Raw genomic sequence first — 19,288 nt, 5'->3', positions numbered from 1 at the left:
CACCTTGCCGCATCTCGCAGCAGCAGGGCCGGCTTCGCTGGCGGGCGGCTGTGGCCGTGAAACGGGGGGAAGCCCAGGTCGACGCGGCCGTAGCGGGCGACGGTCTTGGCCAGGATCTTGTCGTCGGCGGCCTCGACCAGTTCGTTCACCAGCTTGGTCGCCAGGGGGGAGCGGACCCGGTTGCCCTTCATCGCGGCCTCGGTGCGCAGGGCGATGAGCAGGTGCGACTTGCCGGTTCCCGAATCGCCGATGAGGCGGAGGGGCTGGCCCTTCTTCACCCACTCGCAGATGGCGAGGGTGTGGATGGTGGCGAGGGTGTGGACGGTGGCGGGGTCGATGCCCGGGTTGGCTTCGAAGTCGAAGGCGCGCAGGGACTTGTCGCGGGGAACTGGGCGGCCTTGATGCGGCCCGTCATAAACGATCAACTGCGAGGCGTGCAGCATCACCCGGAGCTGCCGGCCGATGAACCGGATCCGGGACCGAATACCGGTTCGTCCTCACGGTGATCTGGCTGTGGCGGTCGACCCTGACCGGCAGCACGAGCCCGGTCTCGAACGGCTGGTCGGGGACCGGCCGCAGCAGCGGCCTCTCGATCGCGAAGTACTCGCCGACCGTCCGCGCCCGCGCCCCGATCCGCCGGGCCTCGTCCGCGATGTCCCAGCGGTCGATCATCTCGTTCAGCTCATCCAGCGAGGCAACCTCCGGCACCGGGACCAGATGGTTGCGGCGGAACCAGCCGATATCGCCGAGCGCCACGGAGCCATTGACCAACATCTGGCTCCCGATTTCACTTACAGAGCCACTCGGCCCTCAAGAGCTTGAACGCGACCGTGATCCGGGCCGCGACGGACGCCGTGAACTCGGGGTCGTTGGCATCCCCCACGTGGTAGCTGTGGATCGGTGCTCCAGCCCCGTGGGTAGTGATCACGACCGTGCGCCGCGAGCCTATGACCGCTCCGGATTCATCGCAGGTCGCCACTGTGCTCCTCTTCGACGTGACGGTTGGCCGTGGCCCCCAGGCAGCAGCGCCCTGGAGCCTGGGGACCACGGGGTCTACTTCCGCTCGCGGAGTTGCTTCGCGCGCTCGGTGGCCAGATGGCAGATCTCGGCCCAGGTTGCCGCGGCTTCGGGGTCCCCGTTCTTGCCCTGCGGCTGCCAGAGGCTCGGGAGGTTGGCCAGCCACTGGTCGAAGGCGGTGACCGCCGCGGCCATCGCCCGCTCGTACGACATGGATTCGAACGGCACGCGGTCCGGGTCCGGCACGTCCTCGCGCCACTCCCTAGTCACAGCGCACCTCCCCTACCGCTGCCCGGCCGCCTGCGGGGCGGCGGCCGGGCAGCTTCTCCCCCTCCACAGCGCAGGCAAGGAGCCTGGATGTGCCTGCGCCGGGTAGAGCCGTGCGGCCGGACACGGGCCCACGCCCGGCTTCTCCCGCGACCGCACGACGCGTCACAGCCACCGGTCCTCCTCGGCGGCAAGCTTGTTGAGGCGGGCGAGGATCGCGAGCGCTGCGTCGTCGGTGTGGTCGGCCTCGATGAGCGGCTCACCCTCGTGCCAGAACCACAGCTCGTCGTTGTCGCTGGGCCGTTCCCGGCACTCGACCCGGATGCCGACCTTCGGCTGGTCGGGATGGTGGACGACGATGCCCGGCGTTCCCGGCTCGACCTGGAACCGCTTTCCTCGCAGGTTCGCGCTCAGCGCGGCGAGGCGCGTCCGCGCGCGGATCGGACCGGGCCCCGAGGGCCGGGCCCCCATCGGGTCGTGATCCTCGCTGCTCAGCTCGTGCATGACGGCGAAGTTATGCCGCCCCGCGAGGGTCGAGGGACAGGATTCCTGTCCCCTACACGAGCAGGCCGATCCGGTCGGCGAGGTCGTGCGCGTCCTGGCGCAGCCCGGCCGGGCCGCGGGTCGCCTCGTCCACCATCCGGCGGGCGTGGCTGTTGAAGCGAATGGTCTCTGGTGCGGTCGTGTAGGCCGCGTCGAGTGTCCCAAGGGCTTCGGCCGGGTCGCCTGCGAGCTGGTAGGCGCGCGCGACCTCGATGAGGTGACGTCCGCGGCGCGGCTGGGACGGAATCGGCGCGGCCTTGAGCGCCTTGACGGCCTGCCGCCGCGCCTCACCCGCTTTGCGGCCCTCGACCGCGACGGTCACGGCGTGCGCGGGCATCACGGCACGCGAGAACGACGTCATGGGCTCGTAGAACCCCTTCGGGAGCGTCTTCGCGATCTCGTCGGCCTCGTCCCACCACCGCCAGGCCGTGGGGACCTGTCCGTCCCGCGCGGCCGTGTAGGCCGCTTCGGCGTGCAGCGCACCATAGAGGGCCCGGAGTTGCAGGGGCCCGTCGTCCACGTGCGGTCGGATCAGCTCCAGGGCTTCCGAGCACACGGCCTCGGCGGCATCGAAATCGTCAACGTCCCTGTGGGCCTGCGTCGCTAGCCAGACGGCCCCGGCGAGAGCAACGGGGCTCTCCGACTCCTCCGCCGCCATGACGGAGCGCTCGACGACGCGCCACAGGAGGTCGGCGGCAGGCTGGTAGGCGATGAAGAACTGGGCGAGGTTGTACACCCCGGCGAGGGTCGCGAGGGCCCGCCGCCGTTCGGCCCCCTCGTAGGCCCGTGCCGCGCGCTTGGCGTCCCGGATCAGGTCCGGCAGCAGCGCGCCAAGGACCGTCCGGTGGTCCGGCGCGGCGTGCCGTGCCCGCCATGCCGCGTCGAGACGCGCCTCCAGGTGGGCGAGGGACGACGGTGGGCCCGTCGTTCCGAGCGAAACCGAGTTGATCGCGTCCCGGACGGCCGCGAGTGCGGGGTGGCCGGGGCCCTTGAACATCTTCGTGGGCAGTGCCGCGCCGCCGGTGAGCTTGGCGACGTCGCCGAGTTTGAGCGCGTCGGCAAGCCGGACCAGGTCGGGCAACTTGGGTTCGCCGATGTCCCCCCGCTCGACCGCCTTGATCCAGCGGCCGTTCCTTCCGACGAGGCCGCCGAGCACCCCGCGGGACATGCCGCGGCGGGTCCGGAAGAACTGGATCCGCTGCCCGACGCCGAGCCTCGGGTCGGCCGGATCGATGTTCCGGTTCTGCATAGGCCCCGCACCTTCCTGAGCGTCGACAACCTCAGGCTACGACGCAGAATCTCTAAACGTCAGAGGGACTGCGGACTGTCCGGTCGATCGGCGCGACCGCTCCGGTCGCGTCCGTCCCGACGTTGTCCGGGCGGTACTCCGTCCTCCTGGGCGGGGCGGCAGGCGTGTCGGCCGCCTTGACGCGTTGTGCCCAGTGGCACTGGCAGCGAGCCAGCAGCGGCGGTCACAACGCCTCGTGGCTGCATGCCGCGAGTACGGCGGCGGCTTGCCTGGGTCGCGTGAAAGGCGCCCGCCTGACGTTCTGGGGGGTTGTGTTGTCGGGGTGGTGAGGCGGACGTGTCGTTCGTCGCGTACGCGCAATGATTCAGTGAAGGAAGTCAACGCCCATGAACAGGCCCACCGCACCGGACATCACCTCGCGGCTGGCTGACGGGACCGCCGTCGGCAGCTGGGTCCTCGAACCAGAGGGGTCGTCCGCCGAGTTCCGCTCCAAGCACTTCTGGGGTGCCCTCACCGTGCGCGGCACGCTCAAACTCTTGGGGGGTGAGATCACCGTCGGCGCGGACGGCGCGGTGACGGGGCGGGTCAGGTTCGACGCGCGGTCGGTCGACACCGGGCATGAGAAGCGCGACGAGCACCTGCGGTCCAGCGACTTCTTCGAGGCCGACGAGTCTCCCGAGGCCGTGCTTACCGTGACCTCGGCACTCCCTGTGTCGCCGGACGGGTTGGGGTGCCGAGGCTCCTTCGAGGCGGCCGGGATCTCCCGGCCCGTCACTTTCACCGCGACCATCCAGGACGTGACCGAGTTGGCCGTCGTCCTCACCGCGGAGCTCGTTGTCGATCGTTCGGAGTTCGGCATGACCTGGAGCCCGATGCGCATGTCCTCGATGAAGGCGGTGGGCACTGTGAAGGCGCGATTCACGCGCGCCTGAGCGCTCGGCTCAGGCGCCTCAGAGGATGGCGACCTCGAGGGTGCGGGGGCCGTGGACGCCTTCGATGCGGTCGAGTTCGATGTCGCTGGTGGCGGAGGGGCCGCTGATCCAGGTGTGGGGGCGTGTGGGGTCGAGGCGTTGGAGGGCTTCGGGAACGGTTCGGACGATCTGTTCTCGGTGGACGACGCAGAGGTGGTGGTCGGGGACCAGGGTGAGAGCTCGGCGGCCTTGGGCGGGGCCGCCGTCGAGGATGATCGTGCCTGTTTCGGCGATGGCGACGGCGCAACCGGTCAGGACACCGTCGAGGTGGTCGAGTTCGGTGGCGGTGAGGGGCGGGTCGTCGCGGGCGACGTCCACGCCCGACAGCCATTCCCCCGGGGTGCCGGGCGGGACCATGAGGCGTCCTCGTCCGCGCGCAAGCTCGGCGACCGGGGTGTCGAGGTGAACAACGGCGCGATAGTCCATGAGTCGGTCTACGAACAGTTCGACCAGGTCGGGACCGGGTCGGGTGTGCTGGTAATCGCGCGGCACCGGCACGTCGTCCGGCGTCTCGGTGGACGGGACGTCGGCCAGCGCTGACCGCACGCGGGCGAGGATCGTTTCTCGCGAGGCCACTACTTCTCCTCCCTGGAGGCCCACCAGTCGCGGAACGACTGAGGTGGGGGCGCTGGAATGTCCCTGGTGTCCGTCCAAGCCGACAGAGGGCCGGGGAGACGACGGGGAGTGAGCTTGCGGAAGCGGCCTGCCGTGCGTTGGCTCGCTCCTAGAAGCCCCGGTGATGACAGGACGCGCCGGGCTGCGGCCATGGCCAGCTTCTCGCCCTTGTGCGCGCCCGAGGCGGCGACCTTCGCACGGAGATCCAGCAGAACTTCGGGGATGTTGATCGCGACTGGGCAGACGTCGTAGCAGGCCCCGCAGAGGGTGGAGGCGTAGGGGAGCGATTCGTCCAGTTCGGAGCCGAAGCCACGGAGTTGGGGCGTCAGGATCGCGCCGATGGGTCCCGGGTAGACCGAACCGTAGGCATGGCCTCCCGCGCGCTCATACACCGGGCAGACGTTCAAGCAGGCCGAACAGCGAATGCAGCGCAGTGCCTGGCGTCCGACCGTGTCGGCCAAGACCTTCGTCCGGCCGTTGTCCAACAAGACCAGGTGGAACTCCTGGCCCTCGGTGGCACCCGTCCACATGGAGGTGTAGGGGTTCATGCGCTCGCCCGTGGACGAGCGCGGGAGCAACTGCATGAACACCTCCAGGTCCTGCCAGGTCGGCACGAGCTTCTCGATCCCGACGACCGAGATCAGAGTCTCCGGGAGAGTCAGGCACATCCGGCCGTTGCCCTCGGACTCCAGCACCACCAGAGTGCCGGTCTCAGCGACCGCGAAGTTCGCGCCCGAGATGCCGACCTTCGCCGACAGGAACCGTTCACGCAGGTGCAGGCGCGCCGCCTCGGCCAACGCGCGCGGGTCATCGGTCAGGTCAGCGGGGGCTGGGCGACCCCACGAGGCCATCGCGCGCTGGAAGATCTCCCGGATCTCCGCCCGGTTCCGGTGAATCGCCGGGACCAGAATGTGCGACGGGAGATCGTCACCCAACTGGACGATCAGCTCCGCCAGGTCGGTCTCGTAGGCGGTGATCCCTTCCTCGGCCAGGGCCTCGTTCAGGCCGATCTCCTGGGTGGCCATGGACTTGACCTTGACGACCTCGGTCTCCCCTGTCGCGCGCACGAGGCTGAGGACGATGCGGTTGGCCTCGGCGGCGTCGGCGGCCCAGTGGACGTGTCCACCCGCTCGCTGGACGGCCTCCTCCAGCTGCTCCAGGTACAGGTCCAGGTGGCGCAGGACACGGTTCTTCAGCGCGGCGCCCGCGGCTCGCAGGTCGTCCCAGTCGGGTTGCTCGGCCACTGCGGCCGCGCGCTTGTCGCGGATCGTGTGCGTCGCCTTGTGCAGGTTATGCCGCAACTGGGCATTCCCCACGGCCCTGGACGCCGCCTTCGGGAACGACGGCATCCCGACAAAAGTAGAGCTCATGCCGGGTTCCCCTCCGTGGACGCCAGGATCTGCGCCAGATGCATCACACGCACACCCGCGCGCTCGCGACGCATCGTCCCGCCGATATGCACCAGACAGGAATTGTCGACAGCGCACAGGACTTCAGCGCCGGTATCGAGCACATGCCGGACCTTGTCAGTGCACATCGCCGCCGACACCGCCGGATTCTTCAACGAGAACGTCCCACCGAACCCGCAGCACTCGTCGGCTCCGCCCAAAGGCAGCAGCGTCAGACCGCGCACAGCCGACAGCAGCTTGGAGGGCCGGTCTTCAACACGGAGCGAACGCAGCGAATGGCAGGTCGGATGGTAGGTGACCGAATGCGGGAAATAGGCCCCCACGTCCTCCACCTTCAGGACATCCACCAGGAACTCCGACAGCTCATACACACCCGAAGGCGGCTCCACACCCAGCGCCGGATACCACTCACGTACCATCGCCGCACACGAGCCCGACGGCATGACCACCGCGTCGTAGCCGGAGAACACCTCCCCCACCCGCAACGCCAGCGGCATCGCGTCCTCGCGGTAGCCGGTGTTGAAGTGCATCTGGCCACAACACGTCTGAGCCTCGGGGAATTCGACCGTGCAGCCGAGGCGCTCGAGCAGCCGCACGGTCGCCCGCCCCGTCCCCGGGAACAGCGTGTCGTTGACGCAGGTCACGAACAGCGCGACGCGCAATTTCGGGTCACCTCTCGATCCTGTAGACGCGCCTGGCCGTTCCTTCGAACACCTCGGCGCGGTCCTCGTCCGCCAGCACCTCCGTGACCAGGTCGACAACGCGCGCGTAGGAGGCGGCGAGCGTGCAGACCGGCCAGTCCGAACCGAACATCACGCGGGACGGCCCGAACGTCTCCAGCACGTGCCTCGCGTAGGGCAGCACGTCCTCCGGACGCCATCCGGGCGCGGCCTCGGTGACCAGGCCGGAGAGCTTCACCGTCACGTTCGGCGACTCGGCCATGGCCGTGATCCATGACGCCCACGGCTCCCAACCACCGCCCGCGATGTCAGGTTTCCCGGCGTGGTCGAGCACGAAGGACACCTCGGGCAGCGCGCGCACGACCGCGAGCGCCGCGTCCGCCTGCGGTGGTTTGACCAGCAGGTCGAACACCAGCCCGGCGTCCGCCACAGCGCGAATCCCCTGGCGCACGTCCGGGCGGGCCAACCACTCGGGATCGGGCTCGTCCTGGACCATGTGTCGGATTCCCACAAGGGGCCCGGGCAACGAGGCCAGCGTCTCGGCGACCGTGTTCCCTGTGAGGTCCACCCAGCCCACGACGCCCGAAACCGGGTGTCCGTCCGCCAGAGCCAGCAGGTCCCTGGTTTCGTCGACGGTTTGTAGGGCCTGCACAACCACCGAGCCGGTGATGTCGCCGCCTGAGGCTGATTCGTAGCGCGCGACGTCGAAACGGCCGCGCAGCGGGTCGGCCCAGGGGCCGTCCATCCACGCGTAGTCGCGAACGGACGTGTCCCACAGGTGATGGTGAGCGTCGAACATCAGACCTGCCTCCAGGACATCAGAGTTCCTTCCACAGGTCCTCGGGCACGTCCAACGCGTACAGGGCCGCGTTGTCCGTGACCTCCTCCGGCGTGCGGCAGCCGACCAACACGCTCTCCACTACGGGGTGACGCATAGGGAACTGCAGAGCAGCCGCCCGCAGCGGCACGCCGTAGCGGGCGCACACGCTTTCCAGCGCGGCGACGCGTTCCAGCATGGAGGCGGGAGCGGGTGCGTAGTTGTACGTCGTTCCGCCCGCGAGAAGCCCCGAATTGTAGGCACCGCCTACAACAACAGCCGTTCCCCGCTCCACACACGCGGGCAGTAGCCCGGCCTCAGCGGAACGGTCAAGGAGGGTGTACCGGCCCGCGCACAGCACGACGTCCAGGTCGAGCCGCCGGACGAACCTGGTGAGCATCTCGGCCTGGTTCATCCCCACGCCGACGGCTCCGACCACGCCTTGCTCGCGCAGCGACGCGAGCGCCGGGAACGCCGACTCGTAGACCTCGGCCTCGTGCGCGTCCGGGTCGTGGATGTAGACCACGTCCACGCGGTCGAGTCCCAGCCGTTCGAGGGACGACTCCAGCGACCGCAGGATGCCGTCGCGGGTGAAGTCCCATTCGCGCTTCACCGAGGGCTCACCTGCGAAGCCCTCCGCGTCCGGGGTCTCGCCAGGACGGATCGGCCGCAGCACCCGTCCGACCTTCGTCGAGATGGTGAACGAGGACCGCGGGACGTCCGCGAGGGCCTCCCCCAGGACGCGCTCCGAGGTGCCCGCGCCGTAGTGGGGCGCGGTGTCCAGGTAGCGCATCCCGGCGTCCAAAGCCCGCCGGACGGTCCGCACCCCCTCGTCCACCGAGACGGGCGCGTACAGCCCGCCGACAGCGGCGCTGCCGAACGCGAGCGGCGTGACCGGAACCCTCACTTCGACATTCCCTCCTTCGCGGGGTAAGGCGTCATTCCTGGGCCCGCCCCGAGGTCACCCGCGAGATGACCAGCGCGAACAGGATGATCGCACCGTAGATGGCCTGCTTCCAGAAGGAGGCGACCTGCGCCAGGGTCAGCAGGTTGTCGACGACGCCGAGCAGGAGGACGCCGGTGACCGCGCCGGTCATCGTGCCCTTCCCGCCGTTCATGGAGATCCCGCCGATGACGGCCGCGGCCATCACCGTGAAGATCATGTTCTGGCCCTGGTTGGCGTTGATCGCGCCGACGTAGCCGGTCAGGCAGAGCCCGGCCGCCGCCGCGAGCACCCCGGCGATCACGTAGACCGCGAAGGTCACCCGCTCGACCCGGATGCCCGCCGCGCGGGCCGCCTCGGGGTTGCCGCCGATCGCGTACAGCGCGCGGCCCAGCCGGTGGTAGCGCAGCACGAACCCGGCGACCGCGAAGCAGGCCACGGCCAGCCACACCGACATCGGGACCTGCAGGAACGTGGTGGTCGCGATGGAGAAGAACGGGTCCGGCATGTCGAACAGCGTCTTGCCCTTGGTCGCGCCGGTCAGCAGGCCGCGCAGGACGATCAGCATGGCCAGCGACACGATGAACGCGTTCAGCCGCAGCTTCACCGACAGGAAGCCGTTGAACGCGCCGACCGCGCCGCCCACCACGAAGATCGCCAGGATCCCCGCCCAGGCGGGCCAGGTCGTGCCGAACCCGGCCGAGGCCGCCGGGATCACCAGCAGCGCCCCGATGCCCGGCGCGATGCCGACCACCGACTCCAGCGACAGGTCGATCTTCCCGGTGATCAGGATCAGCGACTCGGCCAGCACGACCAGCGCCAGCGCGGCCGACGCGCCCAGGATGGAGATGATGTTGCGCTGGGTGAGGAAGCTGTCGTTCACGACCGCCCCCAGGACGACCAGCACGACGAGCGCGGGCACGAGCGCGAACTCGCGGGCCCGGCGCAGCAGGCCGCCCGCGGTGGCGGGCGGGGCGACGCGCGGTTCGGGCCGGGCGCCCGCCGCGGTCTCGGCCGTGGTGTCGGCCATCAGGACACTCCCTCGATCGAGGCGACCAGGTCGCGGTCGGACCACCCGGCGGGATGCTCGGCGGTGATCCGGCCGTGGAAGAAGACCAGCACCCGGTCGCAGGGGCGCAGGTCGTCCAGTTCGTCGGAGATGATGATCACGGCGGTGCCGTCCGCGCGGACCTGGTCCACCACCGCGAGCAGCGCCTCCTTGGACTTCACGTCCACCCCGGCGGTCGGGTTGATCAGCACCAGCAGGCCCGGTCCGGTGGCGAGCGCGCGCGCCATCACGACCTTCTGCTGGTTGCCGCCGGACAGGCCGGTGACCGGCTGGTCCGGCCCGGACGTCTTGATGTCCAGGTCGGCGATCGCGTCCGTCGCCTCGGCGCGCAGCCTGCCGGGCTTGACCACGCCGAACGGTCCGAGCCGTCCGGCGATGGTCATGGTGGCGTTCTCGCCGACCGACAGTTCCGGCACCAGGCCCTGGGCGTGCCGGTCGCGCGGGACGAACCCGACCCCGGCGTCCATCGCCTTCCGGACGTCGCCGAACGGCAGCGGACGGTCGTCCAGGACCGCCTTCCCGGACGCGGGCCTGCGCAGCCCGACCAGCGTCTCGGCGAGTTCGATCTTCCCGCTCGCCGACGAGCCCGCCAGCCCGACGACCTCGCCGCGCCGGACCTCCAGCGACGCGCCGGAGAATCCCGGACCGGACAGGCCGGAGACCGTCAGCCGGACGGGCGCGGTCACCGGCTCCCGGCGCCCGGCCTCCCGGCCGAGCTCGGTGGCCTCGCCGGTCATCGCGGCGACCAGGTCGGCGCGCGGCAGTTCGGCGACCGGCGCGGTGGCGATCCAGCGGGCGTCCCGGAAGACCGTGACGGTCTCGCACACCTCGTACACCTCCTGGAGGTGGTGCGAGATGAACAGGAACGCCACGCCGCTCTCGCGCAGCGCCCGCATCCGGACGAACAGCCGCTCGATCTCGGCGTTGTCGAGGTGCGCGGTCGGCTCGTCCAGGATGATGAACCGCGCGCCGAACGACAGCGCCCGCGCGATCTCGACGAACTGCCGGTCCTGGACGCTGAGCCGTCCGGCCTCGAGCGCCGGGTCGACCTGGACGTCCCAGGCCGCGAGCAGGTCGGCGGCCTCGCGGCGCATCCGCTTCCAGCCGATGACGCCGCGGGCGCCGGGCTGGCGGTTCAGGAACAGGTTCTCCGCGACGGTCAGCTCGGGGATGATCGTGGACTTCTGGTAGACGCAGGCGACGCGGGCGCGCCAGGCGTCCCGGTCGCCGGGCGCGGGCGCGGGGGTCCCGTCGAACCGGACCTGGCCGCCGTCCGGCGGGAAGATCCCGGTCAGCACGTTGACCAGCGTCGACTTGCCCGCTCCGTTGCGTCCGACCAGCGCGTGCGACTCGCCCGGCAGAACCCTCAGCCGGGCGTCCGCGAGCGCCACCGTCGAGCCGAACCTCTTGGTGACGCCCTCGGCCTCGACGATCGGGACGGCCTCACCGGCCGTGTCCAAGGGCGCTGTCATCACTTGCCCACCGTGTTGCCCCACAGCGACTTGTCGTCGACGTTGTCCTTGGTGACCAGCGGCGCGGGCAGCTGGTCCTCCAGCAGGCCGTTGGGCAGCCTGACGATCTCGCTGTCGTGGTCGGTCTTGCCGGGCTGGAAGGTCTTCCCCTCCATCGCGGCCTTGATGTAGTACAGGCCCCACTTGGCGTACGCGTCGGCGGGCTGGGAGACGGTCGCGTCGATCTCGCCCTTGCGGATGGCGTCGAACTCCTGCGGGATGCCGTCGTTGGAGACGATCGCGATGTGCTTGGCGTCGGTGGCCGGGTGGAGCATGCCCTTGCTGCGCAGCGCCTGCAGCGTCGGCGCGAGGTAGACGCCGCCCGCCTGCATGTAGATGCCCTTGAGGTCGGGGTTGCCGTTGAGGACGGCGTCCAGCCCGGACGCGGCCTTCTCCGACTTCCACTCCGCCGGGATCTCCAGCACCTTGACCTGCGGGTAGTTCTTCTTCATGCAGTCGGTGAACGCCTGCGAGCGGTCGCGGCCGTTGACCGACGCCAGGTCGCCCTGGATCTGCGCGACCTTGCCGTTCTTGATCTTGTCGCCGAGGTACTTGCAGGCCTTCTCGCCGTAGGCGACGTTGTTCGCGCGGACGACCATCGCGACCTTGCCCTTGTCGGGCGCGACGTCCACCGCGACGACCGGGACGCCCTTGCGGTCGGCCTGGTTGAGCCCGGCCACGATCGCGGCGCTGTCCAGCGGCGCGACGACCAGGCCCTTCACGTTCTGGTTCAGCAGGTTGTTGATGTCGGTGATCTGCTGCGTCGGGTCGGAGTTGGAGTTGACCGTCGGCATCGTCTCGACACCGAGCTGCTTGGCCATCTGCGGGACGTAGGTGTTGTAGGACTGCCAGAACGGCGAGGTCAGGAGCGGCAGGTCCACGCCGACCTTGCCGCTGCCCCCGGCGGCCTTGGTGCCGCCGGAGTCCTTGGTGCTGCCGCAGCCCGCGAGCAGGGCGGCCGACAGCGCCACGGCGGCCCCGGCCATGATCTTGCTGCGAATCATCATTGACTCTCCTCCACGGAAAGGGGGTGGGTCGCGCGCCCGGTGCCGGACGCGCCGTCCGGCCTCAGGAGCCGGACGCGGGGCGGAGCCGGAGGCCCTGCATGCCGCCGTCCACCGCGAGCGAGGCGCCGGTCGTGGCGCCCGCCGCGGGACCGGCGAGGTAGGCGATCGCGGTGGCGACCTCCTCGGCGGAGACCAGGCGGCCGATCGGCTGCCTGGCGTTGAGCGCGGCGAGTTCGGCGTCGGGATCGGCGGCCTTCTCCAGGAGCCGTCCGATCCACGGCGTGTGCACCGTGCCGGGGTTGACGCAGTTGACGCGGACGCCCTCGCGGGCGTGGTCGGCGGCCATCGCGAGCGTCAGCGACAGGACCGCGCCCTTGGACGCCGAGTACAGCGCCCGCTGGGGCAGCCCGGCGGTCGCGGCGATGGAGCACGTGTTGACGACCGAGGCGTGCGGGGACTGCCGCAGGTGCGGGAGGGCCGCGCGGGTCACGCGGACGATGCCGAGCACGTTCACGTCCAGGACGCGCAGCCATTCGGCATCCTCGTTGTCCTCGACGGTGCCCTGCGCGCCGATGCCAGCGTTGTTGACGAGGACGTCGAGCCCGCCCAGGTGCGCCACGGCCGCGGCCACGGCCGCCCGCACGGACGCGTCGTCGGACACGTCCGCCTTGGCGCTGAAGAACGGCTCGGGCGCGTCGTTCACGTCGAGGCAGGCCACGGCCGCGCCGCGCTCGCGCAGCAGGGTCGCGGTCGCCAGGCCGATGCCGGACGCGCCGCCCGTCACGATGGCCCTGATTCCGTCGAACTCCATCAGCTCCTCCAGACCTCGCCGTCGGGGTAGGTGTGCGCGGCCAGGCTCGCGGCGCGCATCTCGGTGGACATGCCGGGCGCGGTGGGCGCGGCGTAGCGTCCGTCCACGATCCGGACCGGATCGGTGAAGTGCTCGTGCAGGTGGTCGACGTACTCGATGACCCGGTCGTCGGTCGTGCCGCTGACCGCGACGTAGTCGAACATCGACAGGTGCTGGACGGCCTCGCAGAGCCCGACGCCGCCCGCGTGAGGGCAGACCGGGACGCCGTGCGCGGCGGCGAGCAGCAGGTTCGCGACGTTCTCGGTGACGCCCGCGACCCGGCAGGCGTCGATCTGGAGGACGTCCAGCGCCCCGGCCTGCAGCATCTGCTTGACCATGACGCGGTTCGCGATGTGCTCGCCGGTCGCGACCTTCACCGGGGCGACGGCGCGGCGGACGGCCGCGTGGCCGAGCACGTCGTCCGGGCTGGTCGGCTCCTCGATCCAGTAGGGGTCGTGGGGCGCGAGGGCCTTCATCCACTCGATCGCGGGGCCGACGTCCCAGCGCTGGTTGGCGTCCACGGCGATCCGGATGTCCGGGCCGACCGCCTCGCGCGCGAGGCGCATGCGGCGGACGTCGTCGTCGAGGTCCGCGCCGACCTTCAGCTTGATCTGCGTGAAGCCGTCGGCGACGGCCTCGCGCGCGAGGCGCACGAGCTTCTCGTCGCTGTAGCCCAGCCAGCCGGGCGTGGTGGTGTAGGCGGGGTAGCCGTCCGCGAGGAGCTTCGCGGTGCGTTCGGCTCTGCCGGGACGCGCGTCCTGGAGGATCTCCATCGCGCGCGCGGGGGTGAGGGCGTCGGTGAGGTACCGCCAGTCCGCGAGGTCGACGATCTGCTCGGGGGACATCTCGGCGAGCAGCCGCCAGACGGGGAGACCGGCGACGCGTCCGGCCAGGTCGAACGCCGCGTTCACGATGGCGGCGGCGGCCATGTGCACCGCGCCCTTCTCCGGGCCGAGCCAGCGGAGCTGCGAGTCGTGGACGAGCCGCCGCGCGAACCCGCCGAGGTCGTCCATGTCGAGGTCGGAGCCCACGACGAGCGGCGCGTGCGCCTGGATCGCGGCGACGCAGACGTCGTTGCCGCGGCCGATGGTGAAGCAGAACCCGTGCCCTTCGAGGCCGTCGTCGGTGCGCAGCACCACGTAGGCCGCCGAGTAGTCGGGGTCGGGGTTCATCGCGTCCGAACCGTCCAGCTCGCGGGAGGTCGGGAAGCGGACGTCGTGCGCCTCCAGCGCGACGATCTTCACTCGGCGCTCCCGACGGTCTGCCGCTGGCGTCCGAGGCCCTCGATCTCGACCTCCACCACCTGGCCCGCGCGCAGGTAGGGCTCGCCTGGACGGCCCAGCGCGACGCCCGCCGGGGTGCCGGTGTTGATCACGTCCCCGGGCTCCAGAACCATGAACCGGCTGATGTACCAGATCACGTGCTCGATCCCGAAGATCATGTTCTTCGTCGAGCCGTCCTGGCGGAGCTCGCCGTCGACCCACAGCCGGAGGGCGAGCGCCTGCGGGTCGGCGATCTCGTCGGCGGTGACCAGCCACGGGCCGAACGGGTTGAACGTCTCGCAGGACTTGCCCTTGTCCCACGTCCCGCCGCGCTCGAGCTGGAACTCGCGCTCGGAGACGTCGTTGCTGATCGCGTAACCGGCGATCAGGTCGCGGGCCTGCTCGGGCGAGTCCAGGTAGCGGGCGGTGCCGCCGAGGACGACCGCGAGCTCCACCTCGTAGTCGGTCTTGACGCTGCCGCGCGGGACGAGCACCTCGTCGTCCGGTCCGACCACTGTGTTCGGCGCCTTCATGAACAGCACCGGCTCGGCCGGGGGCTCCGCGCCCGTCTCGGCGGCGTGGTCGCGGTAGTTGAGGCCGACGCACACGATCTTGCCGGGGCGCGCGAGCGGCGGGCCGACCCGCACGGGGCCCTCGACCACCGGGAGGCGGCCGCCCTCCAGCGCGCTCCGCGCCTGGTCGAGGCCGTCTCCGGCGAGGAACGCCGCGTCGATGTCGGCGGTGATCCCGGACAGGTCGCGCAGCGTGCCGTCCCCGGCCAGGGCCGCGGGCCGCTCGGCGCCCACCGGTCCCACGCGCAGCAGCTTCACTGAAGCGTCCCCCCTCATGCTCTCGATTCATCGGACCAATCGTGAAGTCATCAGACCACTTCACCCCAGGTACCTGGCAATACCTCGTAATGAAGTCGTTACTTGCCTTGATTGGTCCGACCAGATCAAGATGGGTCCGGCAACCGGGGGAAAGGGAGACCACAGGGTGACCGAGGACGCGACACCGAGGACGACCGTCACCGAACGCGCCATCGCGCAGATCAAGGCGAAGATCGCCGCCGGGGAGCTGACACCCGGGCAGCGGCTGCCGACCGAGCGCGAGCTGGCCGCCGAGCTCGGACTGTCCCGAAGCTCGATGCGCGAGGCGATCCGGGCGCTGACCGTGCTCGGCGTGCTGGAGGCCCGGCACGGCGCGGGCGTCTACGTGACCCGGCTCAGCCCGGACGACCTGCTGGAGACCTTCGGCGCGGTCGCCGAGATGTCCAGCGGCGAGACGCTGCTGCACCTGGTCCAGGTCCGCAAGATCCTCGAACCGGCCGCCGCCGCGACCGCCGCCGCCCGCATCGACGAGGACGGCCTCGCGCTGCTGCGCGCCGAGATGCGCGCGATGGAACGCGGCGTGGACTCCGAGGAGATCGTCGGCCACGACATGGAGTTCCACCGGATCATCACCGAGGCCGCCGGGAACCCGGTGCTCTCCGCCATCCTGCGCGGGCTGAACAGCCGCACCTTCCGCGCCCGCGTCTGGCGCGGCCTCCAGGAGGCCGACGCCTTCGCCCGCACCTTCCGCGAGCACGAGGCGATCTACCGCGCGCTCACCGAACGCGATCCCGAGGCCGCGCGCATCGCCGCCGCCGTCCACATCGGCGCCGTCGAGAACTGGGCGCGCCGCCAGGCCGACGCCGACGCCGACCCCGACGCCGACGCCGACCAGGAGCAGCACTGATGCGCATCGCCCTGCACACCCGCCTCAAGCCCGGCGCGGAACACGCCTACGAGCAGGCCCACCGCGAGGTGCCGGAGGAGCTGACCGACGCCATCCGCGCCGCCGGCGCCCACGACTGGACGATCTGGCGCAGCGGCCTCGACCTCTTCCACCTCATCGACTGCGACGACTACCCCGCCCTCCTGGCCGCCCTGGAGAACCTCCCGGTGAACATCGCCTGGCAGGCCCGCATGGCCGGATACCTGGACGTCGTCCACGACTACTCCGCCACCGGCACCACCGCGGGCCTCCCCGCCGTCTGGCACCTCCCCACCGAGTGACCCGGCCGCCCTCCTGATCGTCCGTGGCGGTGTCAGGTCGCTTGTGGGAAGCGGACGGTGACCTCGAGGCCGCCTTCGGGCGGCGCCTCGGCGTGCAGGTCGCCATCGTGTGCGGTGACAATGGCGGCGACGATCGAGAGGCCGATGCCGTGGCCGTCCCGGCCGGCGAGCCGGGTGGCCGCGAGGCGCTGGAACGGCTGGAAGATCGTGTCGACCTGGTCGGCCGGGACGACCGGGCCGGTGTTGCGCACCACCAGTTCGGAACGTCCGTCGCGGACCCCGGTCCGGATCGTGACCCGGCCGCCGGGCACGTTATGCCGGACGGCGTTGTCGGCCAGGTTCACGATCAGCCGTTCGAGCAGCGGCGGGTCGCCCAGCACGGGGGCGGAGTCCAGCTCGACGTCGAACACCGGCGGATCCGCCGCCACGTCCCGCCGGGCGAGGTCCAGCACCTCTCCGGCGGAGATCGCCAGGTCGAGGCGGGTGCGCCGGTCAAGGCCGCGCTGGCTGCGGGCCAGTGTCAGCAGCGCCTCGATGAGCTCGCCCTGACGCTGGTTGCCGCCGAGGACACGCTCACAGGCGTCCCGCAGTTCCGCGGCCGTGGCGTTCGGGTCGGCGAGCGAGACCTCGAGCAGGCTGCGCTCGTAGGTGAGCGGGGTGCGGAGCTCGTGCGAGGCGTTGGCGACGAACCGGCGCTGCGCCTCGAACGCGCCCTCCAGGTGGTCCAGGAGGTCGTCGAAGGTGTCGGCGAGGCCCTTGAGCTCGTCGTCGGGGCCGCCCAGGCTCAGTCGGCGATGCAGGTCGTTCGCCGAGATCGCCCGTGCGTTGTCGGTCATGGTGCGCAGCGGGCGCAGCGCCCGCCCGGCCATCAGCCAGCCCAGCCAGACCGAGCCGACCGTCATGAGGGCGAGCGCGACGCCGGACGCGGTGAGCAGGTCGCGCAGGTAGTCGGCCCGCTGGTGTGCCAGCTCGGCCCTCAGGTCGGGCATCGTCGGCGCGTTCGGGCCGAGCCCCCGGGGCAGTGTCGGCGTGGCGGGCGCCTTGGGCGGGTCGACCGCGGACCAGGGCGGAGCGTGCGCCACCAGCACGTAGACCACGGTGAGCAGCGCCAGGCCACTCACCAGGAACAGCACTCCGTACAGCAGCGTGAGTCGCAGCCTGATCGACACGGACGGTCCGATCCTTCAGATCCTGTAGCCGGCCTGGGCGACCGTCTCGATGAGCGGTGGGTCGCCGAGCTTGCGCCGCAGCCTGCTGACCGTCACCTTCACCGTGCCCGTGAACGGATCGGCCGCCTCGTCCCAGGCCCGCTCGAGCAGTTCCTCGGCGGACACCACCCTGCCACCCGCGGCGAGCAGCAGTTCCAGGACCGCGAACTCCTTGGGGCTGAGGTCGAGCCGGTTGCCGCCGCGCACCACGACCCGCCGTCCGGGATCCAGCTTGAGCTCACCGTGCGCGAGCACCGGCGGCACCGCGGGCTGGGAGCGCCGGGCCAGCGCCCGCACGCGCGCCACGAGCTCGGCGAACGCGAACGGCTTGGGCAGGTAGTCGTCGGCCCCGAACGCCAGGCCCTCGACCCTGTCCTCGATGGTGGACGCGGCCGTCAGCATCAGCACGCGCGCCGGGTACCGCTGCGAGACGAGGGTCCGGCACACGTCGTCGCCGTGCGTTCCGGGGAGGTCGCGGTCGAGCACGACCACCTCGTACCGGTTCACCGCCGTGCGCGCCAGGGCCGACGTCCCGTCCAGGGCGACGTCCACGGCCATCCCCTCGCGGCGCAGACCCGCGGCCAGCGTCTCCGCGAGCTCCTGATGATCCTCAACGACGAGAACGCGCATGGGCCCCCGTTCCAGGCGGCTGGACGCGCCCATTCTCGACGGCGCGCGGTTACAGCGGCGTAACGGCTCCTGTTCCGGGGTGGTAACCGCCCTCTTGGTGCACTGGGTTCTCCACCTCCCGACAACGTGAGTAGGAGCGAACATGGACGCGCCTTCCGAGAACACCCGCCGCCGCTGGACGGGGCGGCGGATCGCAGTGCCGCTTTGCCTCGCCGCGGCCACCGTCACCGCCTTCTTGGCCGCCCAGGCACCATCGGCCCACGCCCGGACCAACGGTCGGTGGGTGAGCCTGACCGCCCAATCACAGGCACAGCCGCGTGGGCAGGCTCAGGGATCACAGGTGAACGCCGGAAGCGGGGACCGGGGCGAGGCGTTCACCGCCTGCCTGCGGTCACACGGGGTCAAGGACTTCCCCGGCATCACGATCGGCGAGGACGGGACGATCCAGCTCAAGACCGGCGGGTCGGTCAACCCGCTCTCGGCGACCTACAAGGCCGCGGCCAAGGCGTGCGCCTCGCTGCTGCCGAAGGGCAGCACGCTGCCGGGCGAGCCCACTCCGCCGAGCCCGTCCGCGCCGACGCCGTCGTTCTCCTGCGGCTCGGACTGCCCGGCGCCGCCCAAGGTGCCGGAGCTCCGCTTCTGACCTGGAGGTAGACGGCCGGAACGCGCTGTTCCTCATCGCTGCGCCGCTTTCCGCTCCCCTTGTCGGGTTCAGGTTGTGCGGGCGATGTGGATGAGGAACAGCGCCAGGGTCACTGTGACGACGATGGCCGAGCTGAAGACTCGCGCAATTCGGAGAGCAACGGAGCCGAACGCCCCGTGAACGTTGGATGGCAGTGGCATCCACATGCGCGCGCTCAATGAGGCAATGGCGCGCCGACCGCCTCTCCCGGGGGCGTCGCCCGTGTATGGACGGTGGACTATACGCCCGTATCACCCCTTATACAAGCATGTGACCATCGGCGCTCGCGGACGTGAATGCAAGGCCGGCGCGCCTGGCGGGGCGCGGAAGGCCAGGTCGTCGGCGCATCGGGTCGCCGAGGTCGCGTCCGGAGTTCGAGAGGCTTCGGAATACGCTGAATACGCAGGTCAGAGCGCGTGAGAGTAGGTGGCGTGGGCTCTGACCGCCGCGCGCGGGCCTGGACGGCGGTGGGCGCGGAAGCCGCCTCGGGGCGACGTCCAC

At 70.8% G+C, this 19,288-nt stretch carries 21 protein-coding genes and 1 pseudogene; 4 read left to right on the top strand and 18 right to left on the bottom strand.

All coding sequences use genetic code 11. From position 1 onward, the window contains the following. Positions 1 to 86: 86 nt before the first annotated feature. The 5 genes and pseudogenes from P696_RS54535 to P696_RS0117815 form a co-directional block, all read right to left on the bottom strand. Positions 87 to 443 (bottom strand): annotated as a pseudogene (locus P696_RS54535) (ATP-binding protein); the annotation flags it as partial. After that, complete coding sequence (locus tag P696_RS0117835) at positions 412 to 756, bottom strand: Mu transposase domain-containing protein (protein WP_211245776.1); 345 nt, start codon at positions 754 to 756, stop codon at positions 412 to 414. The pseudogene P696_RS54535 and the gene P696_RS0117835, both read right to left, overlap by 32 nt. 297 nt (positions 757 to 1,053) lie before the next feature. Continuing rightward, a complete protein-coding gene (locus P696_RS0117825; RefSeq protein WP_157429759.1) occupies positions 1,054 to 1,287 on the bottom strand; it encodes a hypothetical protein in 234 nt (77 codons plus the stop codon). A gap of 162 nt (positions 1,288 to 1,449) precedes the next feature. Next, positions 1,450 to 1,788, bottom strand: a complete 339-nt coding sequence (locus P696_RS0117820) for a hypothetical protein (protein WP_026413385.1) — start codon at positions 1,786 to 1,788, stop codon at positions 1,450 to 1,452. A 52-nt stretch (positions 1,789 to 1,840) separates the two neighbouring features. Beyond that, positions 1,841 to 3,076 (bottom strand): helix-turn-helix domain-containing protein, encoded by a 1,236-nt coding sequence (locus tag P696_RS0117815; RefSeq protein WP_157429758.1) that lies wholly within the window; start codon positions 3,074 to 3,076, stop codon positions 1,841 to 1,843. 386 nt (positions 3,077 to 3,462) lie between these two features. On the opposite strand from P696_RS0117815, the gene P696_RS0117810 reads away from it, so the two are divergent. Next, on the top strand, positions 3,463 to 4,008 hold the full coding sequence (locus P696_RS0117810; RefSeq protein ID WP_051467812.1) for a YceI family protein: 546 nt from the start codon (positions 3,463 to 3,465) through the stop codon (positions 4,006 to 4,008). Positions 4,009 to 4,026: 18 nt separating this feature from the next. On the opposite strand, the gene P696_RS0117805 is transcribed toward P696_RS0117810, so the two are convergent. The 11 genes from P696_RS0117805 to P696_RS0117755 all read right to left on the bottom strand — a co-directional run bounded on the left by P696_RS0117805 (position 4,027) and on the right by P696_RS0117755 (position 15,040). Beyond that, entirely contained in the window at positions 4,027 to 4,623 is a 597-nt protein-coding gene (locus P696_RS0117805) for a LutC/YkgG family protein (protein ID WP_026413382.1), read from the bottom strand. Further along, entirely contained in the window at positions 4,623 to 6,032 is a 1,410-nt protein-coding gene (locus P696_RS0117800) for a LutB/LldF family L-lactate oxidation iron-sulfur protein (RefSeq protein WP_026413381.1), read from the bottom strand. Before P696_RS0117800 ends, P696_RS0117805 begins: the two co-directional genes overlap by 1 nt. Then, positions 6,029 to 6,733: a (Fe-S)-binding protein gene (locus P696_RS0117795; protein ID WP_026413380.1), complete on the bottom strand. Its 705-nt coding sequence runs from the start codon at positions 6,731 to 6,733 to the stop codon at positions 6,029 to 6,031. The genes P696_RS0117800 and P696_RS0117795 overlap by 4 nt, the downstream gene beginning before the upstream one ends. A gap of 7 nt (positions 6,734 to 6,740) precedes the next feature. Next, positions 6,741 to 7,550: an amidohydrolase family protein gene (locus P696_RS0117790; protein ID WP_026413379.1), complete on the bottom strand. Its 810-nt coding sequence runs from the start codon at positions 7,548 to 7,550 to the stop codon at positions 6,741 to 6,743. A 19-nt stretch (positions 7,551 to 7,569) separates the two neighbouring features. After that, positions 7,570 to 8,475 carry an aldo/keto reductase gene (locus P696_RS0117785; protein WP_026413378.1) on the bottom strand — a complete coding sequence of 302 codons (906 nt, stop codon included), beginning with the start codon at positions 8,473 to 8,475 and terminating at the stop codon, positions 7,570 to 7,572. 31 nt (positions 8,476 to 8,506) lie between these two features. Further along, the gene (locus P696_RS0117780) at positions 8,507 to 9,541 is read right to left on the bottom strand and encodes an ABC transporter permease (protein WP_026413377.1); all 1,035 of its coding nucleotides are present in this window, start codon (positions 9,539 to 9,541) and stop codon (positions 8,507 to 8,509) included. Next, positions 9,541 to 11,052: a sugar ABC transporter ATP-binding protein gene (locus P696_RS0117775; RefSeq protein WP_051467811.1), complete on the bottom strand. Its 1,512-nt coding sequence runs from the start codon at positions 11,050 to 11,052 to the stop codon at positions 9,541 to 9,543. The genes P696_RS0117780 and P696_RS0117775 overlap by 1 nt, the downstream gene beginning before the upstream one ends. Next, a complete protein-coding gene (locus tag P696_RS0117770) occupies positions 11,052 to 12,098 on the bottom strand; it encodes a sugar ABC transporter substrate-binding protein (RefSeq protein ID WP_026413375.1) in 1,047 nt (348 codons plus the stop codon). Before P696_RS0117770 ends, P696_RS0117775 begins: the two co-directional genes overlap by 1 nt. A 61-nt stretch (positions 12,099 to 12,159) precedes the next feature. Then, positions 12,160 to 12,909: an SDR family NAD(P)-dependent oxidoreductase gene (locus tag P696_RS0117765; protein ID WP_034485370.1), complete on the bottom strand. Its 750-nt coding sequence runs from the start codon at positions 12,907 to 12,909 to the stop codon at positions 12,160 to 12,162. Then, on the bottom strand, positions 12,909 to 14,192 hold the full coding sequence (locus P696_RS0117760) for an enolase C-terminal domain-like protein (RefSeq protein ID WP_026413374.1): 1,284 nt from the start codon (positions 14,190 to 14,192) through the stop codon (positions 12,909 to 12,911). Before P696_RS0117760 ends, P696_RS0117765 begins: the two co-directional genes overlap by 1 nt. Further along, a complete protein-coding gene (locus P696_RS0117755; protein ID WP_026413373.1) occupies positions 14,189 to 15,040 on the bottom strand; it encodes a fumarylacetoacetate hydrolase family protein in 852 nt (283 codons plus the stop codon). The genes P696_RS0117760 and P696_RS0117755 overlap by 4 nt, the downstream gene beginning before the upstream one ends. A gap of 166 nt (positions 15,041 to 15,206) precedes the next feature. Here P696_RS0117755 and P696_RS46350 point away from each other — a divergent pair, with 166 nt between their 5' ends. Then, the gene (locus P696_RS46350; RefSeq protein ID WP_051467810.1) at positions 15,207 to 15,947 is read left to right on the top strand and encodes a FadR/GntR family transcriptional regulator; all 741 of its coding nucleotides are present in this window, start codon (positions 15,207 to 15,209) and stop codon (positions 15,945 to 15,947) included. After that, positions 15,947 to 16,267: an L-rhamnose mutarotase gene (locus P696_RS0117745; RefSeq protein ID WP_026413372.1), complete on the top strand. Its 321-nt coding sequence runs from the start codon at positions 15,947 to 15,949 to the stop codon at positions 16,265 to 16,267. The genes P696_RS46350 and P696_RS0117745 overlap by 1 nt, the downstream gene beginning before the upstream one ends. Positions 16,268 to 16,299: 32 nt before the next feature. Here the strand turns inward: P696_RS0117745 and P696_RS0117740 are convergent, their stop codons facing one another. Both P696_RS0117740 and P696_RS0117735 read right to left on the bottom strand, forming a co-directional pair. Beyond that, a complete protein-coding gene (locus tag P696_RS0117740; protein WP_026413371.1) occupies positions 16,300 to 17,436 on the bottom strand; it encodes a sensor histidine kinase in 1,137 nt (378 codons plus the stop codon). Between the two features lie 15 nt (positions 17,437 to 17,451). Beyond that, complete coding sequence (locus P696_RS0117735) at positions 17,452 to 18,105, bottom strand: response regulator transcription factor (RefSeq protein ID WP_026413370.1); 654 nt, start codon at positions 18,103 to 18,105, stop codon at positions 17,452 to 17,454. A 340-nt stretch (positions 18,106 to 18,445) separates the two neighbouring features. On the opposite strand from P696_RS0117735, the gene P696_RS0117730 reads away from it, so the two are divergent. Next, on the top strand, positions 18,446 to 18,748 hold the full coding sequence (locus P696_RS0117730) for a hypothetical protein (RefSeq protein ID WP_026413369.1): 303 nt from the start codon (positions 18,446 to 18,448) through the stop codon (positions 18,746 to 18,748). The last annotated feature ends 540 nt before the right edge of the window (positions 18,749 to 19,288 follow it).

It is taken from the genome of Actinomadura oligospora ATCC 43269, assembly GCF_000518265.1.
In the GTDB taxonomy this organism is placed as follows: Bacteria; Actinomycetota; Actinomycetes; order Streptosporangiales; family Streptosporangiaceae; genus Spirillospora; species Spirillospora oligospora.
Note: the sequence above shows the minus strand (reverse complement) of the source record. Positions and strands in the feature narration are given on the sequence as shown.